We start from the raw sequence: 18,412 nt of genomic DNA on the forward strand, positions 1-18,412 counted from the left end.
AATAGGGGGCCCTTCCTTGCACGCAAGGCCTTGCCCGCAAAGCCGTCACGCCTCCGGCGGGCGGGTCTGCTCGGCGAGGAAGCGTTCCAGTTCGGCGCCGAGTTCCTCCGCCGTGGGCAGCGGGCCGTTCTCGGCGGCGAGCAGGTTCCGCTCGCCCTTGCCCCGGGCGTACGCGTCGTACTGCTCCTCCAGCGCCTGCACCAGCGCACTGGCCTCGTCGTTCTGCGCGACCTGCCGGTCGATCTCGACCCGGACCACCTCGGCGGCCGAGTGCAGCCCGTCGCGGGGCAGCAGCAGCCCGGTGCTGCGCGACACCGACGCCAGCAGCACCTCGGCGGCGGCCGGGTACTCGGCCTGCGCCACGTAGTGCGGCACGTGGGCGGCGAAGCCCAGCGCGTCGCGGCCCGCCTCGCCGAGGCGGAACTCCAGCAGGTGTCCCACGCTGCCGGGGACCTGCACCCGTTGCAGCCACGGCTCGTAGCCGGCGATCAGGTCACGCCGGGTGGCGTGCGCGGTCACGCCGGTCGGACGGGTGTGCGGCACCGCCATCGGGATCGCGTTCAGCCCGACGGTGAGCCGGACGTCCAGCCGCTCGGCCAGACCCGCCACGGCGGCCACGAACCGCTCCCACTGCAGGTCCGGCTCGGGGCCGGTGAGCAGCAGGAACGGGGTCTCGTCGTCGTCGCGCAGCAGGTGCAGCTCCAACGCCGGGGCGTCGTAGCTCTCCCAGTGGTCCTCGACGAAGGTCATCACCGGGCGCCGGGAGCGGTAGTCGAACACCTGGTCCAGGTCGAACCGGGCGATCGGATGGGCGTCCAGCGATGTGAGGAGCTGTTCGCGGGCCAACCGGCTGGCGTTACCGGCGTCGACGAAGCCGGTGAGGGCCTGGATCAGGACCGGTTGACCGAGTTCGGGCAGATCGTCGGTGAGTTCGTAGAGCTCGTGTGGGTCGAGCACCGGTGCGGCCTCCCTGGTGTGCGCGTCACGGGTCGCCGGGTTGGCGGCGTCCCGATCGCCAGAACGTACCCGTCATCCTGATGCATTCCTGTTGCGGCGGGCCGTTCGCCCCGGCATCGGTGTAGCAACAACCGGCCGGGGTACCGCGTTGCCGTCACGAGGTACACATGGATAGAACTCACCGAAGGGAGAGCGATGAGCGATTCCGTCCCCGCCGACGGTCAGCCCGTCACCCCGGCACCGGCCGGGCCGGCGTCCGCGGGCGAGGCCGTCGAGGCCCCGCCGGCCACGCTCTGGGACCGCATGCGCCAGGATCCGCAGTACGCGCCGGAGCACCTCGCCATCGAGGCGGTGCGCCGGCTCGGGCCGGAGGCGGCGCGGTGGGCCCGGCAGACCCGCGCCGACCATCCGCGCCTCACCGAGGAGGCCCTGGCGGAGAAGGCGGTACGCCGGTTCGTCAACCGGGCGCGGCTCTCCGGTGCCGTCTCCGGTGCCGCCGGCCTGCCCGGCGCGGTGATCGACGTGGGAGTGCTGGCCTGGACACAGGCGCGGATGGTGCTGCACATCGCCGCCGCGTACGGGGTGGACCCGACGCACCCGGACCGCGCCGCCGACCTGCTGGTGCTGCAGAAGGTGCACAAGGTGGCGGCGAGTGCCCGGCTCGCGCTGGGGGTGGCGGCCGGGCGGGAACGGGCCGGCGCGTTGTTCGGCGGCGGTGGCGGGCAACAGGCGTTGAGTCGGGTGATGCTGCGGCTGGGCGTACGGCTGGCCCAGATGGCCGGCGTACGGGCCGCGAAGCGACTCTTCGCCAAGGTGGTGCCCGGTGCCGCGATCGTGCTCGGCACCTGGGCCAACTCCTCGGCCACCAAGGGGCTGGCCGAACGCTCGCGGGCCATGTACCGCCGACCGGAGGGCCCACCCATCCCGGCGCCCCGCATCTCTCCGGAGTAGACGGAGGGACCGCAGCCGCCGGCGCGTCAGTCCGCGTAGCCGGCGGAGCGCCAGGTCACCTCGGCGAGGCGGGACTGACCGTCGGTGTTGGGGTGGAAGTAGTCCAACCGGTTGACCAGGTCCAGGTCGAAGCGCACCCGGTGCACCGCCCCGCCGTCGTGGCGGCACCGGGAGCCGTACGCCCGGCAGGCCGCGCGGAGTTGGCTGTTGTAGGCGTCGATCCGGTCCCGGAACTCCGCCCGGCGGGCCCGATCGGCGGGGGCGTCCGAGGTCGCGTCGGCCAGCAGCGCCGGGCAGACGCCACGACGCCAGGCGCGGGCCGCCCGCGAGTCGTCGTGGCCGACCTCCCAGAGGCGGTACAGGTCGGGGATGCTGACCACGAGCACCCGGGCCTTCGGGCGGCCCTCGCGCAGCACCCGCAGCCCCCGGTCGATCTCGGCCCGGAACTCGGTCACCGGCGTCATCGCGCCGATCGTGCTCCGGCACGCGTCGTTGGCGCCGACCAGCACGGTCACGTAGTCGGCGCGGTCGCGTACCGCCCGCTCGGCCTGCCCGGCCAGCGCGGCGGCCCGCGCGCCCGGACGGGCGTGGTTGTGGGCGTGGCCGCGCAGCCCGGGGTTGCGGTCCACCAGCCGGCGGTAGTGGCTGTCCACACGCAGGCCGTCCCCGGTCGACCAGGAGTTGCGTTCGCACGAGGTCAGCACCAGGCAGGAGCCGAATCCGGTGGTGATCGAGTCGCCGAGCGCCGCGACGACCTTGGGCGAGCCGGCCCGGGGTGTGCCGTCGCTGGGCCTCGGTGTCGGTTCCGCACCGGCCTCGCAGGCGAGCGCGACCAGTGCGAGCAGGCTGACCACGACGGTGGTCCAGCGTTTGGGCATGAGTTCCCCAGCCTCACAGCACAGAGCAACAGCATGGTGACTCTACGCGTGGGGCGGGTGGTGCTTCCGTGTCGGTGTCGGAGATGCGGCAGAGAACTGTCGCGGTCGAGGGCTGCGTGCTATGCGCGCCACGGGGCGCGGTGACCGTGCAGCCACCAGTGCAGCGCCCGGGTGATCCGGGGCAGCACCAGATAGGTCATCAGCGGGGTGAGGGTGAGCGTCATGACCAGGACCCGGGCCGCGACCGGCAGGTCCGGCAGGAGATGGCCGGTCAGCAGGGTCGCGGTCAGGCTGAGCGGGAAGAACGCCAGCCAGATCGTGATCGCCTGCTTCCAGCGGGGCGGCGACGCGGGCACCGCCGCGTCCAACATCTCCACGGTCTCCGCGCGGGGCGGGTCGAACCAGCCCTCGATGCCGCTGCGCCGCTCGACCCGGGTGTGTTCGACGATGCCCTGCGCCGAGGTGAGCCACCAGTTGCGCTGCGGTGACTCCTCCCAGCGGCGCAGCGTGTCCGGATCGGCGAAGCGGTAGAGCATGTGCCACTCGCCCGAGCCGGGCGCGCTGCGGACCCAACCGGCGCCGAGGAAACCCGGGAACACCTCGGCCAGCGCCGTACCGGCCCGCATCCACGCCACCATCTCGTCGGTGCGGGCGGGGTCGGCACGTCGGGCCACGGCGACGGTCACCGGCACGGCAGAGCTCACGGTCATGGCTCCCATGGTGCGCGCGCCGACCCGGACCGGCCTATCGGCGGACGGTCGATGTAACGCAACGCACCACCGCGACCCGGCGGCGACGGTTAGCCCCGGCAGCGCCGGGTAGGTGGGGACGATGACCCGATCACAGCCCCGACGCGCCCGAGGCACGGTCGGCCACGCGAACAGCGCGCTCAACCTGAGGCTCGTACTGGCCGGCTTCGGGCTCGTCAGCATGGCCGTCTTCGCGGTGCTGGCGTTCCGTGCCGACGTGGCCTGGTTGGGTGTGGTCTGCGTCGTTTTCGCGGTGATCGCCGTCGTCGACCTGGCCGTCATCCAACGTCGTCGTGCCGCCCGCCGTCGCGAGGAACCCGGCGTACGGCACTCGCTCTTCGAGTGACGGGAGAAGCCCGATGTCCATCGCCACCACCGACCCCCGGACCGGACAGGTGCTCAAGACGTACGAGGCGATGTCGGACGCGCAGGTCGACGCGGCGATCGAGCGGACCGACCTGGCGTACCGGGACCTGCGGTCCACCACGATCGCGCAGCGCGGACGGTGGCTGGAGGCGGCGGCCGACCTGCTGGAGGCGGAGCGCGACGAGATCGCCCGGGTGATGACCACCGAGATGGGCAAGACCCTCGCCGCGTCGAAGGCCGAGGTCACCAAGTGCGCCGGCGCCTGCCGGTTCTACGCCCGGCACGCGGCGGAGTTCCTGGCCGACCGTCCGGCCGACGCGTCGGCGGTCTCCGCAACCCGGGCGTTCGTCCGCTACCAGCCGATCGGGCCGGTGCTGGCGGTGATGCCGTGGAACTTCCCGCTCTGGCAGGTCGTCCGGTTCGCCGCCCCGGCGTTGATGGCCGGCAACACCGGACTGCTGAAACACGCCTCCAACGTGCCGCAGACGGCGCTGCTGCTGGAGAACGTGTTCCGGCGGGCCGGTTTCCCCGAAGGGGCCTTCACCACGCTGCTGGTCGGCTCCGACGCCGTCGACCGGATCCTGAGCGACCCCCGGGTACGGGCCGCCACGCTGACCGGCAGTGAGCCCGCCGGCCGCTCGATCGCCCAGATCGCCGGCCGGGAACTCAAGAAGACCGTGCTGGAGTTGGGTGGCAGCGACCCGTTCGTGGTGATGCCCTCGGCCGACGTGGAACTCGCCGCCGAGGTGGCCACCACCGCCCGCTGCCAGAACAACGGCCAGTCCTGCATCGCGGCCAAGCGGTTCATCGTGCACGCCGACGTGTACGAGTCGTTCGCCGAGGCGTTCGCGCACCGGATGTCGGCCCTGCGGGTCGGTGACCCGATGGACGACGACACCGATGTCGGGCCGCTCGCCTCGGAACGCGGTCGCGACGAGGTCGACGCCCAGGTACGCGACGCCGTCGACAAGGGAGCCACCGTGCTCTGCGGCGGCGAGAAGCCGACCGGCGACGGCTGGTTCTATCCGCCGACCGTGGTCACCGACCTGCGGCCGGACATGCGGATGTGGGGCGAGGAGGTGTTCGGACCGGTCGCCGGGCTGTACCGGGTCTCGTCGTACGACGAGGCGATCGAGGTGGCCAACGGCACCCCGTACGGGCTCGGGTCGAACGCCTGGACCCGCGATCCGCAGGAGCAGGAGCGCTTCGCCACCGACCTGGACGCGGGAGCCGTCTTCGTCAACGGCATGACCACCTCGTACCCGGAGCTGCCCTTCGGTGGGGTGAAGAACTCCGGCTACGGCCGGGAGCTGTCGGCGCAGGGCATGCACGAGTTCTGCAACGTCAAGACCGTCTGGGTGGGTGAGGGCGCGGCCACCGCCGGCGCGGGCGCGCACGCCGAGTAGTCCCGGGCTCGCCGGCATGTAAGCAGGGGTCCCCTGCTAACGCCTCGTGTATAGCAGGGGACCCCTGCTTACATCCGGGTCGGCCTGGGTAGGGAAGGCCGGCATGACGGCGATCGGCTTCCACGCCTCTCACGAGCAGATCCACCCGCGCGCGCTGCTGGAAGCGGTGATCCACGCCGAGCGGGTCGGCTTCGACGCGGCCATGTGCTCCGACCACTTCGCGCCGTGGAGCGAACGCCAGGGCCATTCCGGGTTCGCCTGGTCCTGGCTCGGCTCCGCGCTCCAGGCCACCGACCTGTCCTTCGGGGTCGTCAACGCGCCCGGGCAGCGCTACCACCCGGCGATCATCGCCCAGGCGATCGGCACCCTCGGCGCGATGTACCCGGGGCGGTTCTGGGCCGCCCTCGGCTCCGGCGAGGCCGCCAACGAGCACATCACCGGCGAGGTCTGGCCGCGCAAGGACGTCCGCAACGCCCGGCTGCGCGAGTGCGTCGACGTCATCCGCGCGCTGCTCGCCGGTGAGGAGGTCAGCCACGACGGCCTGGTACGCGTGGATCGGGCTCGACTGTGGAGCCGCCCCGAGCAACCGCCGGCCCTGGTCGGCGCGGCGGTCAGCGTCGAGACCGCCCGCTGGTGCGCCGAGTGGGCGGACGGGCTGATCACCGTCAACGCCGCGCCCGAACACCTGCGCCGGATGATCGACGCCTACCGGGAGGCGGGCGGGCGCGGGCCGGTGCACCTCCAGGTGCACCTGAGCTGGGCACCCGTCCAGGCCGACGCCGAGGCGATCGCGTACGACCAGTGGCGCAGCAACGTCTTCGCGCCACCGGTCTGCTGGGACCTGGACACCCCGGAACACTTCGACGTGGTCTCCGCCGAGGTGCCGATGAGCCGCCTCGCCGAGGTGGTCAACATCTCCGCCGACCTGGGCCGGCACCTGGGCTGGTTGGAGGAGTACATCGACCTCGGGTTCGACCAGATCGCGCTGCACCACGTCGGGCAGGAGCAGCGGCCGTTCCTCGACGCGTTCGGCGAGCAGGTGCTCCCGAAGCTGCGCGGCCAGGCCGGCTGATCCCATTCGGCGCCGAGCGCGGGCGCGCCGCAGGGCGGCGGCGGCTCAGTCGAGGCGACGGGCCAGCACCTGTCCCGGCCACTGTGCGCCGTCCGGTCGGGGCACCGTGAACGGGTCGGTGGCGGTGAAGCCCTGCCGCTCGTACCAGCGCACCAGCGCCCCGTCGTCGCCCGCGTAGCAGTCCACCCGCAGCAGGTCCACGCCGCGTTCCCGGGCCAGCTCGGCGGCGTGCGCCAGCAGCCGGCCACCGATCCCGGCACCGGCGTACGCCCGGTCGGTGACCAGCAGGTTCACGTACAGCTCGGCCTCGGTGGCGGGTGGCACGTACTCGGTGGCACTGCCCACCACCAGTGCGCCGACCGGCTGTCCCGCCACCTCGGCCAGCCACAGCCCGCCACCGTCGGCCCACCCGTCGGCCTGCCCGATCCGGCGTGGGTCGGTCGAGGCCGGCGCGGTACCCCACTGCCCGGTACGTCCCCGTTCCGCCAACCACGCGATGGCCACGTCGAGCAGCCGCAACACGCTGTCCCGATCCGCCACCCCACCCCGCCGCACCACGATCTCGGTCATACCGGCCATGCTGCCACGCGACGATCAAGAAGTTCGGGCCCCGATCCAGCACGGACCGGGACCCGAACCTCTTGATCAACGAAGCGAGGCGATGTGGGAGTGAGCCGGGTGGGGGCCGGTCGCCGACGGCCCCCACCCGGGGTTCAGGAGACGGTGCAGGGTGAGCCGTTGACGGTGACCAGGGCGGGGTTGGGGTTGGCCCCGGGTCCGGTGGTGGCGTTGAAGCCGAAGGTCACCGTGGCACCCGGGTTGATCCGGGCGTTGTACGACTCGTTCTTGGCGGTGACCGTGGCGCCGGCCTGGGTGACCTTCGCCGTCCAGGCCTCCCGGACCTTGGCGTCGCCGGTGAAGGCGAAGCGGGCGGTCCAGCCGTTCACCGCGCTGGTGCCGGTGTTGCGGATGGCCACCTGGGCGGTGAAGCCGGTGCCGCCCTGCCAGGAGCCGTAGTTGGTGTAGGACACCGAGCAGGTGGGCGCCGGCACGGCCGAGGCGTCACCCTGGTCGGCCAGGAACGAGGAGATCCAGGTCAGCGCCGAGTTCCAGTTGATGGCGACCTCGTTGGTGGAGTACGAGGCGATGTCGTCGACGAAGCAGAACATCGGCGCGCATCCGGCCAGCAACTGCTCCACGAACGGGTCCTGGAGCGCGGCGTTCGGGCCACCGGCGAGCGAGCCGACCGGAGGCTTGGGCATGGACGGGTCGAGCTGGTGGCCGAAGATGCGGCTGTGCTGGTTCTCCGCCGCGTGCTCGCCCCACCCGGTCACGTACGAGATGTTCAGCGCGTTGCGACCGAAGATGTAGTCCATCGCCTGCACCGCACCGTCGCGGTACTTCGCCTCGCGGGTCAGGTCGAACGCGGTGGCCAGCACGACCGCGTTGTTGATCACGTTGCTGTTGCCGCCCCAGAAGTAGCTGCCGGCGTCACCGGGCATCGGCAGCCCGTACGCCTGCCGCTGGATCTCGGCGAGGTAGCCGTCGGCGGCGGTGGTGACCGAGGCGCGAACCCGGGCCAGGTCGGCGGCGGGCAGCCCGTTCGGCACGGTGGCCAGGTCGAGTCGGCCCAGCGCGGCGACGCTCTGCCAGCCGAAGCCCCGCACGTCGAAGACGTCGCCGGTGTGGTGCGCCGACGCGGTCAGGTCGGTCAGGTACGTGCGCTCGCCGGTGGTCAGGTACAGCTCCACGGCGGCCCAGTAGAACTCGTCGGTGACGTTGCTGTCGTCGTACGCGCCGCCGCCGTTGCCGTCGGTCGGGCTGGCGTACCGGGTCGGGTTGGCCTTGGCCGCCGCGTACGCGGTCTTGGCAGCGGTGCCGCAGCGCTGGGCGAACGCCGCGTCGTACGGGGCGAACAGTCGGGCGCACTGCGCGGCCACGGCGGCCAGGTTGAGCGTGGCGGCGGTGGACGGCGGGTGCAGCTCGCGCGGCTCCGGGTCGTCCTCCGGCTGCAACGGCAGGCCGGTCCAGTTCCGGTCGTGGATCTTGTGGTGGGCCATCCCGGCCAGCGGCTTGCCGGCCGGCACCTGCATCCGCAGCAGGAACTCCAGCTCCCAGCGGGCCTCGTCGAGGATGTCGGGCACCCCGTTGTCGCGCTCCGGCAGCCGCAGCGTGCTGTCGCCGAGGGCGGCGCCGAATCCGGCGGTGGCGGCGTTCTTGGTCCGCTCGAAGGTGCTCAGCAGCTGGTAGGTGGCGATACCACCGTTCACGACGTACTTGCCGTGGTCACCGGCGTCGTACCAGCCGCCGCGCACGTCGAGCCGGTAGTCGCAGACACCGGCCTGACAGGGCACGTCGGTGTCGCCCTGGTTCGGGGCGACGCCCAGGTGACCGGCCGGGCGGGCGTACTCGTCGCCGACCAGGTCGCCGTCGATGGCGATACCGCTGCGCTGGATGTAGAAGAACTGCAACGCGTCGGAGCGCAGTCGCTCGTAGAGCGCGCCGGAGATGTCGAACGGGTGGCTCACCTCACCGTCCACGGCGAGCGTCAGACCCTGCCCGGGGGTGCGGTAGGAGGAGAAGTCGACGGAGTGCACGTTCTGCGCCGAGGCCGGGTCGACACCGCGCGGCGTGGTGGTGCCGCTGGCGACCACGCTGCCGGAGGCGGCGCGCAGCTGCCAGGGCAGGGCCGTGGTGGCGTCGGTGACGACGGTGGCGTTCTTCGGGCCGCCGGGCAGGTAGCCGACCTGGTTGACGCGGACCCGGGGGCCGGTGTCCGGCACGTACGGCTCGGGCGGGTTGCCGCCGCGCAGCGAGACGTTGTCCAGGCAGACGGTCTGTCCCTCGGCGGCGCCGCCGACCTGGAAGATGAGCTGGGCGCGCTCGTCGTCCTCGGGTGCCACGAAGGTCCGCTCGATCCGCTGCTGGGTGGGGGTGGCGGCGGCGGTGACCGAGTAGTAGCCGGTATAGGGGGCGTTGCCCAGTTGCAGCACGGCGGTGACGTTGCTGCCGGGGGTGGCGGTGACATCGAACCCGAGGGTGTATTCGGCGCCGGCGACCAGGGCCACCGCGTCCTGGCCGATGCCGGCGTCCCAGGGGTTGGCCAGCCCGCCTGCGACGGTGGTGCAGAGTTGACCGTCGGTCACGCCGAGCGGGCCGGTGCCGAAGGAGAACCACGGCGACACGCCGGTGCTGAAATCGCCGTTCGTGATCTGTTCGGGGGCCTCGGCCGGGGGATCGGCGTGGGCGGTGCCGGCGCTCACGGCGGCCAGCGCCACGGTGGTCGCCGCGGCGAGCGCCGCGAGGCGACGTCGGGATGGCGTCACGGATATTCCTTCCGACGAACGGGACGGAATGGTGGTGGGCGTGTGCGGAAAACCTGGGAGCGCTCCCAGGTATCGGGCATGTTTCCAGGGCGGACGGGCGCTGTCAATCGATCCGGTCCGATGGGCTCGGGGGCCGTCGGCCAGTGAGATTCGCCGCGCCACGCCCGGTCGTCCTGATCTCCTAGAGACAACGGAGCCCTTCTCCTGGCAGGCTGCGTCCCATGACCCTGAAGCTGCGTTCCGCGGGGACGAGCGACCGTGGGCTGATCCGCAGCGGCAACCAGGACGCGCTGCACGCCGGGGCCTGGCTGGTGGCCGTCGCCGACGGCATGGGCGGGATGGCCGCGGGCGACCTGGCCAGCGCCATCGCCATCGAGGCGGTGGCGCCGCTGGACGTGGAGATACCCGAGGACGCGCTCGTCGCCGCGTTGCAGGACGGCATCGCGCTGGCCACCACCCGGATCCGGCAGGCGGTGACCGAGGACCCGCAGCGGCAGGGGATGGGTACGACGCTGACCGCGCTGCTCTTCGCGCGTACCGGGAGCTGCCTGGCCTTGGCCCACGTGGGCGACTCCCGGGCGTACCTGTTCCGCGACGGCGTGCTCAAGCAGATCACCCGGGACGACACGTTCGTGCAGATGCTCGTCGACCAGGGGGTGATCACAGCGGACCAGGCCGGCAGTCATCCCCGTCGCGCCGTGGTCACCCAGGCGTTGCAGGGCGACGAGGTCTCCCCGACCTTCGCCACGATGCTGCCCCGCCACGGCGACCGCTGGCTGCTGTGCAGCGACGGACTGTCCAACGTCGTCCGGGCCGAGACCCTGGCCGAGGTGCTCGCCGCCCATCCGGACCGGGACCTGTGTGCCCGCAAGCTCATCGACCTGGCCTTGCGCGCCGGTGGCCCGGACAACATCACCGTGGTCATCGCCGACGTGGTCGACGAGCCCTGACGCGCAGCCGCGCTCGGACCGCGCGCTGCCGACGGGTGGGCGCGGCGCTGGCTGACGGATGTTAGGAAGGGTCCCCTGCTATGCACCAGGCGTTAGCAGGGGACCCTTCCTTTCACGTCAGGCGCGCCCGGCCCGCCGAGTGGGCGCGGCCGTGGTCGGGTCCTCCGGCCAGGGATGGCGCGGGTACCGTCCGCGCAGTTCGGCGCGCACCTGCCGGTAGCCGGTGCGCCAGAACGACGCCAGGTCGGCGGTGACCGCCACCGGCCGGCCCGCCGGTGAGAGCAGGTGCAGCAGCACCGGCACCCGACCGCCGCCGACGCGGGGTGCCTGCGCCCAGCCGAAGGTCTCCTGAAGCCGTACCGCCAGCACCGGCACGGCCGGGTCGGTGTAGTCCACCCGGATCCGGGACCCGCTGGGCACGGCGATCCGCTCGGGGGCCAGCTCGTCCAGTCGCCCCGCCAGCGACCAGGGCAGCAGCCGGCGCAGCGCACCGGCCACCTCGATCCGGGCCAGGTCGGCGCGCCGCCGGGCCCGGGCCAGCTCGGGTCCGAGCCAGTCCGGTGCGCCGGCCAGCAGCGCCTCGTCGGTGACGTCCGGCCAGTCGTCGCCGAGCGCGTGTCGGCAGAAGGCCAGCCGGTCGCGTAGCGCCCGCGCCGCCGGTGTCCAGGGCAGCAGGTCGAGGCCGACGTCGCGCAGCCCGGTCAGCAGGGCGGCGGCGACCTCCGCCGACCCGGGGCGGGGCAGCGGCCGGTCGACCAGCTCGATGGCGCCCAGCCGGACCACCTCCCGGGCCACCACGTCGTCGCCGGACCAGCCGACTTCCCGGTCGGTGCGCAGCAGCAGCGCACCGACCTCGCGGGCGGTCGCCTCGTCCAGTACCGCCGCCCGCCGGACCCGTGCGGCCGGCGTGCCGGGCGCCCGGTCGGCCACCGCCACGGCCAGCCACCCGGCACCGGCCAGCGCCGACCCGGGCGCCAGCTCCGCAGCGGTCCCGCCGCTCATCAGGTACGCCGAACCGCCCGCCCGGCGTACCCGGCCCAACCGCTCTGGGTACGCCAAGCCGACCAGCAACCCGGCGGCCAGGTCGTCCGGCAGGGCCTTCCCGGCGGGGTCCTCGGCGGTGCCGGTCGGCAGGGCGGCACGCAGTCGGCGTACCTCGGTCCGCCAGCGGGCGGTGGCACCCGGCTCGACGCCGTCGCGCAGTCGACGCCAGGCGGCGGCGAGGTCGTCCCCGGCACCGGCGACGGACTCCTCGGCGAGCAGTGCGACCACCTCGGCGGCGCGCCGGGCGCCCACCCGGGCGGCACCGTCGAGCAGGGCCCGGGCCAGCCGGGGGTGCGCCCCGGTGGCGGCGATCGCGCGTCCCCGGGCGGTGATCCGGCCGTCCGGGTCGAGGGCCCCGAGCGTGCCCAGCGTCTCCCGGGCCACCGTCATCGCCGCCGTCGGGGGCGGATCCGGCAGCGCCAGCCCGGTGCCGTCCGGTACGCCCCAGGCGGCCAGGTCGAGCGCGAAGCCGGTGAGGTCGGCGGTGGCGATCTCCGGTTCCGGTTGGGCCGCCAGCCGCTCGTGGGTCGCCGGTGACCAGCAGCGGTAGACGTGCCCCGGCGCCTCACGGCCGGCCCGTCCGGCCCGCTGGGTGGCTCCGGCCCGGGACACCGGCACGGTGACCAGCGCGCCGAGCCCCCTGGCCAGGTCCAGCCGGGCGACCCGGGACAGGCCGGCGTCCACCACGGTCCGCACCCCCGGCACGGTCAGGCTGCTCTCGGCCACCGCGGTGGCCAGCACCACCCGCCGTCGCGGTCCCGGGCGCAGTGCGGCGTCCTGCTCGGCGCCGTCCTGCCGACCATGCAGCCGGAGCACGTCGACGTGGTCGCGCAGGGCGGCCAGGCGGCCCGCGACGGCCGCGATCTCGCCCACACCGGGCAGGAAGACCAGCAGGTCACCGTCCTGTTCGTCGAGTGCCCGCCGGACGGTGGCGGCCACGTGGTCCAGCAGCACCCGGTCCACCGGCCCAGCGCCGGGCGGCGGTACCGGCCGCGCCGGCGGTGCCCAGACCCGGGTCACCGGGTGCAGCGCCGAGGCGGCCCGGACCACCGGCGCGGGCGTGTCCCCGCCGAGCAGGGCGGCGAAGCGGTCCGCCTCGGGGGTCGCCGACATCGCCAGCAGCCACAGGTCCGGCCGCAACGCGGCACGGGCCTCCACGCTGAAGGCGAGTGCGAGGTCGGCGTCGAGCTGTCGTTCGTGGACCTCGTCCAGCAGCACCGCGCCGACGCCAGCCAGTTCCGGGTCGTGCTGCAACCGGCGGACCAGCAGCCCGGTGGTGACCACCTCGACTCGGGTCCGCGCGCCGGTCCGGCGCTCACCGCGCACCGCGTAGCCGACCCGGTCACCGACGCGCTCGCCGAGCAGCGTCGCCATCCGCCGGGCGGCGGCACGGGCGGCCACCCGTCGGGGCTGGGCGACGATCACCCGTCCGGCGACGGCGTCGGCCACCGCCAGCGGGGCGAGCGTGGTCTTGCCGGTGCCCGGCGGGGCGACCAGGATCGCGGCGCCCGCCGCGCGCAGTGCCGCCACCAGCGCCGGCAGCGCGGGACGGACCGGCAGGTCGAGGGGTACGTCGGAGAGCACGGCCCAGTCTCGCACCGGCCCTCCGGCCCGGGTCGTCGTGTCCGCTCCGCCTCGGTCGACTGCACGGCCGACGTGCCCGCCGCACCTCGCCTCGACGGTGCCCGCCGAGGCGGCGGATCAGCCGGCGCGGACCTCGTCGACGCCGGTGACGAAGGTGTGCCAGGCCGACGACGGGAAGGTCAGCACGGGGCCGGGGCGGTCCTTGCTGTCCCGTACCGCCACCCGACCGTCGACGACGGCGACCTCGACGCAGTTGCCGTTGCCCACGCTGCGCGTACTGGTGCGCCAGTTAGCACGGGACAGGTCGAGCGCGGTCATCGCGATCCCTTCGTCGATACCGACTGTGACCGCGCCGAACGGTCACGTAAAGTAACGAGAAGCTTCCTTCAGGCGCACCAAAGACGCCGCTGGATCAAGCGCCAGACGTCGCAGCCTCTCGTGCACAAGGCTATACGAGCGCACCTGCGCGACCTCTTCCAGTGCCAGGCCTGTCGAGAGGTTTTCCAGGTAGACCACGGCCGCGTCGGCGGCGTCGGCAAACGTGAGGATCACGTACGGCGAGTTCATCGCCGGGTGGCCGCCGGCTGCGAATGGAAGTACCTGGATGGTGACGTTGGGTAGCTGCGCGGTGCGCTCCAGGTGGGCGAGTTGCTCCGCCATGACCGCCCGTTCGCTCACGGGGCGTAGCAGCACCGCCTCGTTCAGCACCACCGACAGCTCGGCCGGCTCGTCGCTGCGCAGCACGTCCTGGCGGCGCAGTCGGGCGGCCACCTTGCGGTCGATGTCGTCCTCGCCCGCGGTGAGCCGGTAGACCTCCCGGGCGTACGCCTCGGTCTGCAACAGGCCCGGCACCGCCTCCGCCTCGTACGTGCGCAGGGTGGCCGCCTCGGCCTCCAGTCCGACGTAGAACTCGAACCACTCGGGCAGGACGTCGCTGTAGTGCTGCCACCAGCCCCGTTGCTGGGCGCCCCGGGCGATCTCGATGAGTGCCTCGGCGTCGTTCCCGGTCACCTGGTACAGCGCCAACGCGGCCCGGACGTCGCGCGGCTTGATGCCGATCTGGGCGTTCTCGATGCGGGAGAGATTGCTCTTGGACATGTCCAGTTGCCGAGCGGCGACGTCCAGGGTCATGCCGGCGCGTTCGCGCAACTGGCGGAGTTCCCGGGCGATGCGGCGGCGGCGAACGGTGGGGCTCGCGGTCACCCTCCGAGTCTGTCACGGGAAAAGTCCCAGGTCGCGTCAGCACGGAGTGCAACTGCCAAAAACGGGAGTTGCGTTGCAGTTGCTCTCGGTGCATCCTTGCCTGCGGTTAGCGATCACTATGGACGGTCGACCCGGGGGGACGAGTGCTCATCGCCGACGAGTTCTTCCTGATCGCCCACAACGACACCCGGGGCAAGGCCAAGCTGCATCCGGCCGCCACCAGTCTCGGCCTGGCCGCCGGCCTGCTCGGCGAGCTGGTCCTCTATGGACACGTGACGGTCGCCGCCGGACAGGTCACCGTGGTCGACCGGCGTCCACCGGGCGATGCGCTGGCGCACACCGTGCTGGACCAGTTGATCGGCGAGCAACAGCACCAGGCGGTGCGGACCTGGCTGAGCTTCCTCGCCCAGACGGCGGTGACCTCGGTGGGGGAGAGGTTGGCGCGGGCCGGGGTGCTGCGTCGGCAGGAGACGCGCCGACTGCTGCGGACCAGCGTCACGTACGTGCCGACCGACCTCAACGTCGCGGCCTGGCCGGCCACCCGACTGCGCGCCGCGCTGGAACGCGCGGATCCGCCCCACGTGCCCGACGCGTTGCTGCTCGGGCTGGTGGCGGCGGCCGGCTTGACCCGCGAGGTGCTGTGGAGCGCGGGTCCGCGCGCCCACCACCGGCTCAACCTGATCATTCCGGCCCTGCCGGCTCCGCTGAAGGAACTCGTCGGACAGACCGAGGCCGCCGTGGGCGCGGCCGTGCTGCGCGGCATTCCCTGAGCCGGTTCCCCTCTTCCCCTCCCTGACATCCGGAGCAGTCATGTCCTCGACAGTGACAACCCCACGACCGAGCAACGTCTCCGAGGCACTGGCCCGTGGCCGCCTCGGGGTGCCCTCGGTGGTGTTCTTCGTGCTCTCCGCGGCGGCGCCGCTGACCGTGGTCGCCGGTGTGGTCACCACCGGCTACGGCGTCGTCGGGGTGCTCGGCATCCCGCTGGCCTTCCTGGCGGTCGCCGCCGTGTTGGCGCTCTTCTCCGCCGGCTACGTGGCGATGGCCCGCCGGATGGCCAACGCCGGCGCCTTCTACGCGTACGTGGCCCGGGGGCTGGGCCGCCCGGCCGGGGTGGGCGCGGCCTGGGTGGCGCTGATCGCGTACAACGCCCTCCAGGTCGGGCTCTACGGCACCATCGGCGCCGCGGCGGCACCGGTGCTGGACCGGCTGTTCGGCGTGACGCCGCAGTGGTGGATCGTGGCGCTGCTGGCCTGGGCGCTGGTGGGCCTGCTCGGGCTGCTGCGGGTGGACATCAACGGCATGGTGCTGGCCGCGCTGCTCTGCGCCGAGATCGCCGTCATCGTGCTGTTCGACCTCGGCCAGTTGGGCAACCCGGCGGGCGGCAGCGTCAGCTTCGCGGCGTTCTCGCCGGACAACTTCTTCGTGCCCGGCCTGGGCGCGGTGCTGGTGCTGGCCATCCTCGGCTTCGTCGGCTTCGAGGCGGCGGTGGTGTTCAGCGAGGAGAGCAAGGACCCGCAGCGGACCGTGCCGATGGCCACCTACCTCTCGGTGGCGATCATCGCGGTGGTCTACGCCCTCTCGTCGTGGAGCATGACGGTGGCCGTCGGCCCGGACCGGATCGTCGAGGAGGCCGGCACCCAGAGCGTGGAGCTGATCTTCAACCTGGCCGGCGCGCACCTGGGCGACACCGTCCTCACCATCGGCCAGGCGCTTTTCCTGACCTCGGTGCTGGCCGCGATGATCTCGTTCCACAACACCACCGCGCGGTACGCCTTCGCGCTGGGCCGCGAGCGGGTGCTGCCGGCGGTGTTCGGGCGGACCTCGCCGACGACCGGCGCTCCGCAGGCCGCCTCGCTGGCGCAGAGCGCGCTCGGCCTGGTGGTGATCCTGCTGTACGCGTTCAACGGCTGGGACCCGGTCCTGCAACTGTTCTTCTGGCTGGGCACCAGCGGTGGCTTCGGTGTGCTGCTGCTGATCGCGACCACCGCGGTCGCCATCATCGTCTACTTCGCCCGCAACGCCGAGCAGGAGACGCTCTGGCGGCGGCTGGTCGCCCCGGGGATCGCGGCGGTCGCGCTGACCGCCATCATCGTGCTGGCCGTGCAGAACTTCGCCAACCTGCTCGGCGTCGAGCCCGACTCCCCGCTGCGCTGGGCGTTCCCGGCGGTGTACCCGGTGGCCGCGTTGCTCGGCGCGCTCTGGGGGCTGACGTTGCGGAGCAGTCGACCCGACACGTACGCCCGGATCGGTCTGGGGGCGGAGAGCGCCGCAGCGGCCGTGGCCCCGCCGTCGCCGGTCGAGGCGGAGGTGCGGCGATGACCGCTCCGACGATCGTCCGTCTCGACGTGGCCGACACCCGTTGGGTGGCCGAGCGCATCGCCGAGTCCTTCCTGGTCCTGGACGCCACCCGGTGGCTGGTCCCGGACGAGGCCAAGCGGGAGGCGGTGCTGGCCGGGAACTTCGAGATCATCGTGGCGCACGCGATGCGGCACGGGCTGGTGTTCGGCACCGCCGACCGGGCCGGGGTGGCGGTCTGGCTGCCGTCGGTCGGTGAGCCGCTGCCGCCGCCGGAGGACTACGACGCCCGGCTGGCCGCCGCGTGCGGGGAGTGGACGCCGCGCTTCGTCCACCTGGACGAGCTGTTCGCCGCCCATCACCCGCACCGGGACCACCATCACCTGGCGCTGCTGGCCGTGCGGCCGGACCGCCAGGGGCAGGGGGTGGGTTCGGCGCTGCTGCGGCACCACCACGCCTGGCTGGACGCCCACGGCGTACCGGCCTATCTGGAAGCGAGCAGCGAGATCGGCCGCGACCTCTACGCGCGGCACGGATACCGGGTGTCGGAGCCGTTCCGGCTGCCCGACGACACGCCGTTCTGGCCGATGTGGCGGGAGCCGTCCGCCACCTGAGTCGTCCGCCCCACCGGCTCGGCCGACGCGGGCGCCGGCCCGGGTGGGCCGACGGGCCGAGCCGGTGGCGGCGGACACGACGGTGGCCGGGTCCCTGCGGACCCGGCCACCGTCGCCACCCCCTCTTAGTACGTACCGTCGAGCTGCCCCCGCAGCTTCGTCAGCGCCCGGGCCAGCAGCCGGGACACGTGCATCTGCGAGACGCCGATCTGCTCGGCGATCTGCGACTGGGTGAGGTTGCCGTAGAAGCGCAGGGTGAGGATCTTCTGCTCGCGCTCGTCCAGCGTGGCCAGCGCCGGCCCGAGGGCCACCCGCAGCTCGGCCAGCTCGAACTCGCTGTCCTCGCCGCCGAGCATGTCGCCCAGCTCGGTGGCCCGGTCACCGTCACCGGTCGGGGTGGACAGCGACACCGCGTTGTAGGCGCGGGCGCCTTCCAGGCCCTCCAGGACCTCTTCCTCGGTGAGGCTGAGGTGGGTGGCGATGTCGGCGACCGTCGGCGAGCGACCCAGGGTCTGCAACAGCGAGCTGTTGGCGTCGGAGATGGCCAGCCGCAGCTCCTGGAGCCGCCGGGGGACCCGGATGTCCCAGGTGCGGTCGCGGAAGTGCCGCTTGAGCTCACCGATGATGGTGGGGATCGCGTAGCCGGCGAAGTCGACGCCCCGGGTGGGGTCGAACTTGTCGATGGCCTTGATGAGGCCGACGGCGGCGGTCTGGGCCAGGTCGTCGGTGGGCTCGCCGCGTCCGCTGTAGCGGTGTGCGAGGTGGTTGGCCAGCGGCAGCCAGGCCTCGATCGCCCGGTCGCGCAGCGCGGCCCGGGACGGGTGCCCGGCCGGCAGCGCGGCCATCGCGTTGAGTAGGTCCGTGGCGCTGTCGGAGAGCGAACGTGGGTCGAGCTTCGGCGCCGGGGCGGTCGCCGTTTCGGTGAGCGCGGTCATGGTGGTCCTCCCTGCACCTCGTCCGCGGATAAAGACGTGACGCTTTGGTTTAGAGCCTGTTAGTCCGTTCGGGAGTCAC

Annotated in this window: 17 protein-coding genes; 8 read left to right on the top strand and 9 right to left on the bottom strand. The window is 73.0% G+C overall.

What is annotated here, in order from left to right:
- Positions 1-45 precede the first annotated feature (45 nt).
- Positions 46-957: a proteasome assembly chaperone family protein gene (locus ACZ31C_RS22420; RefSeq protein ID WP_465796933.1), complete on the bottom strand. Its 912-nt coding sequence runs from the start codon at positions 955-957 to the stop codon at positions 46-48.
- A 195-nt stretch (positions 958-1,152) separates the two neighbouring features.
- On the opposite strand from ACZ31C_RS22420, the gene ACZ31C_RS22425 reads away from it, so the two are divergent.
- Complete coding sequence (locus ACZ31C_RS22425; protein ID WP_465796934.1) at positions 1,153-1,908, top strand: EcsC family protein; 756 nt, start codon at positions 1,153-1,155, stop codon at positions 1,906-1,908.
- Positions 1,909-1,934: 26 nt separating this feature from the next.
- Here ACZ31C_RS22425 and ACZ31C_RS22430 read toward each other — a convergent pair whose 3' ends face one another.
- Positions 1,935-2,786 carry a GDSL-type esterase/lipase family protein gene (locus ACZ31C_RS22430; RefSeq protein ID WP_465796935.1) on the bottom strand — a complete coding sequence of 284 codons (852 nt, stop codon included), beginning with the start codon at positions 2,784-2,786 and terminating at the stop codon, positions 1,935-1,937.
- 119 nt (positions 2,787-2,905) lie between these two features.
- Entirely contained in the window at positions 2,906-3,496 is a 591-nt protein-coding gene (locus ACZ31C_RS22435; RefSeq protein ID WP_465796936.1) for an antibiotic biosynthesis monooxygenase, read from the bottom strand.
- Positions 3,497-3,617: 121 nt separating this feature from the next.
- Here ACZ31C_RS22435 and ACZ31C_RS22440 point away from each other — a divergent pair, with 121 nt between their 5' ends.
- The 3 genes from ACZ31C_RS22440 (at position 3,618) to ACZ31C_RS22450 (ending at position 6,379) form a co-directional block, all read left to right on the top strand.
- A complete protein-coding gene (locus ACZ31C_RS22440) occupies positions 3,618-3,881 on the top strand; it encodes a DUF6343 family protein (protein ID WP_350695190.1) in 264 nt (87 codons plus the stop codon).
- Between the two features lie 13 nt (positions 3,882-3,894).
- Positions 3,895-5,307 carry an NADP-dependent succinic semialdehyde dehydrogenase gene (locus ACZ31C_RS22445; RefSeq protein WP_465796937.1) on the top strand — a complete coding sequence of 471 codons (1,413 nt, stop codon included), beginning with the start codon at positions 3,895-3,897 and terminating at the stop codon, positions 5,305-5,307.
- Positions 5,308-5,410: 103 nt separating this feature from the next.
- Entirely contained in the window at positions 5,411-6,379 is a 969-nt protein-coding gene (locus ACZ31C_RS22450; protein ID WP_465796938.1) for a TIGR03885 family FMN-dependent LLM class oxidoreductase, read from the top strand.
- Positions 6,380-6,424: 45 nt separating this feature from the next.
- Here the strand turns inward: ACZ31C_RS22450 and ACZ31C_RS22455 are convergent, their stop codons facing one another.
- Positions 6,425-6,949 (bottom strand): GNAT family N-acetyltransferase, encoded by a 525-nt coding sequence (locus tag ACZ31C_RS22455; RefSeq protein WP_465796939.1) that lies wholly within the window; start codon positions 6,947-6,949, stop codon positions 6,425-6,427.
- Between the two features lie 143 nt (positions 6,950-7,092).
- Positions 7,093-9,705, bottom strand: a complete 2,613-nt coding sequence (locus ACZ31C_RS22460) for a glycoside hydrolase family 9 protein (protein ID WP_465796940.1) — start codon at positions 9,703-9,705, stop codon at positions 7,093-7,095.
- A 221-nt stretch (positions 9,706-9,926) separates the two neighbouring features.
- Here ACZ31C_RS22460 and ACZ31C_RS22465 point away from each other — a divergent pair, with 221 nt between their 5' ends.
- Positions 9,927-10,655, top strand: a complete 729-nt coding sequence (locus ACZ31C_RS22465) for a PP2C family protein-serine/threonine phosphatase (RefSeq protein ID WP_465796941.1) — start codon at positions 9,927-9,929, stop codon at positions 10,653-10,655.
- A 117-nt stretch (positions 10,656-10,772) separates the two neighbouring features.
- Here the strand turns inward: ACZ31C_RS22465 and hrpB are convergent, their stop codons facing one another.
- From hrpB to ACZ31C_RS22480, 3 genes are all read right to left on the bottom strand, one after another.
- Positions 10,773-13,283 carry an ATP-dependent helicase HrpB gene (gene hrpB / locus ACZ31C_RS22470; RefSeq protein ID WP_465797017.1) on the bottom strand — a complete coding sequence of 837 codons (2,511 nt, stop codon included), beginning with the start codon at positions 13,281-13,283 and terminating at the stop codon, positions 10,773-10,775.
- Between the two features lie 117 nt (positions 13,284-13,400).
- Positions 13,401-13,601, bottom strand: a complete 201-nt coding sequence (locus ACZ31C_RS22475) for a DUF397 domain-containing protein (RefSeq protein WP_396746544.1) — start codon at positions 13,599-13,601, stop codon at positions 13,401-13,403.
- 42 nt (positions 13,602-13,643) lie between these two features.
- Complete coding sequence (locus ACZ31C_RS22480) at positions 13,644-14,486, bottom strand: helix-turn-helix domain-containing protein (protein ID WP_465796942.1); 843 nt, start codon at positions 14,484-14,486, stop codon at positions 13,644-13,646.
- A 143-nt stretch (positions 14,487-14,629) separates the two neighbouring features.
- Here ACZ31C_RS22480 and ACZ31C_RS22485 point away from each other — a divergent pair, with 143 nt between their 5' ends.
- Genes ACZ31C_RS22485 through ACZ31C_RS22495 form a run of 3 tightly spaced genes read left to right on the top strand, consistent with a single transcriptional unit; the run spans position 14,630 to position 17,398 of the window.
- Entirely contained in the window at positions 14,630-15,256 is a 627-nt protein-coding gene (locus ACZ31C_RS22485; protein WP_350695176.1) for a GOLPH3/VPS74 family protein, read from the top strand.
- Positions 15,257-15,296: 40 nt separating this feature from the next.
- Positions 15,297-16,808, top strand: coding sequence for an APC family permease (locus ACZ31C_RS22490; protein WP_465796943.1), 1,512 nt, complete (start codon positions 15,297-15,299; stop codon positions 16,806-16,808).
- Positions 16,805-17,398 carry a GNAT family N-acetyltransferase gene (locus ACZ31C_RS22495; protein ID WP_465796944.1) on the top strand — a complete coding sequence of 198 codons (594 nt, stop codon included), beginning with the start codon at positions 16,805-16,807 and terminating at the stop codon, positions 17,396-17,398. The genes ACZ31C_RS22490 and ACZ31C_RS22495 overlap by 4 nt, the downstream gene beginning before the upstream one ends.
- A 125-nt stretch (positions 17,399-17,523) precedes the next feature.
- On the opposite strand, the gene ACZ31C_RS22500 is transcribed toward ACZ31C_RS22495, so the two are convergent.
- On the bottom strand, positions 17,524-18,333 hold the full coding sequence (locus ACZ31C_RS22500; protein WP_465796945.1) for a SigB/SigF/SigG family RNA polymerase sigma factor: 810 nt from the start codon (positions 18,331-18,333) through the stop codon (positions 17,524-17,526).
- Between the last annotated feature and the right edge of the window lie 79 nt (positions 18,334-18,412).

It is taken from the genome of Micromonospora sp. NPDC023869, assembly GCF_055559695.1.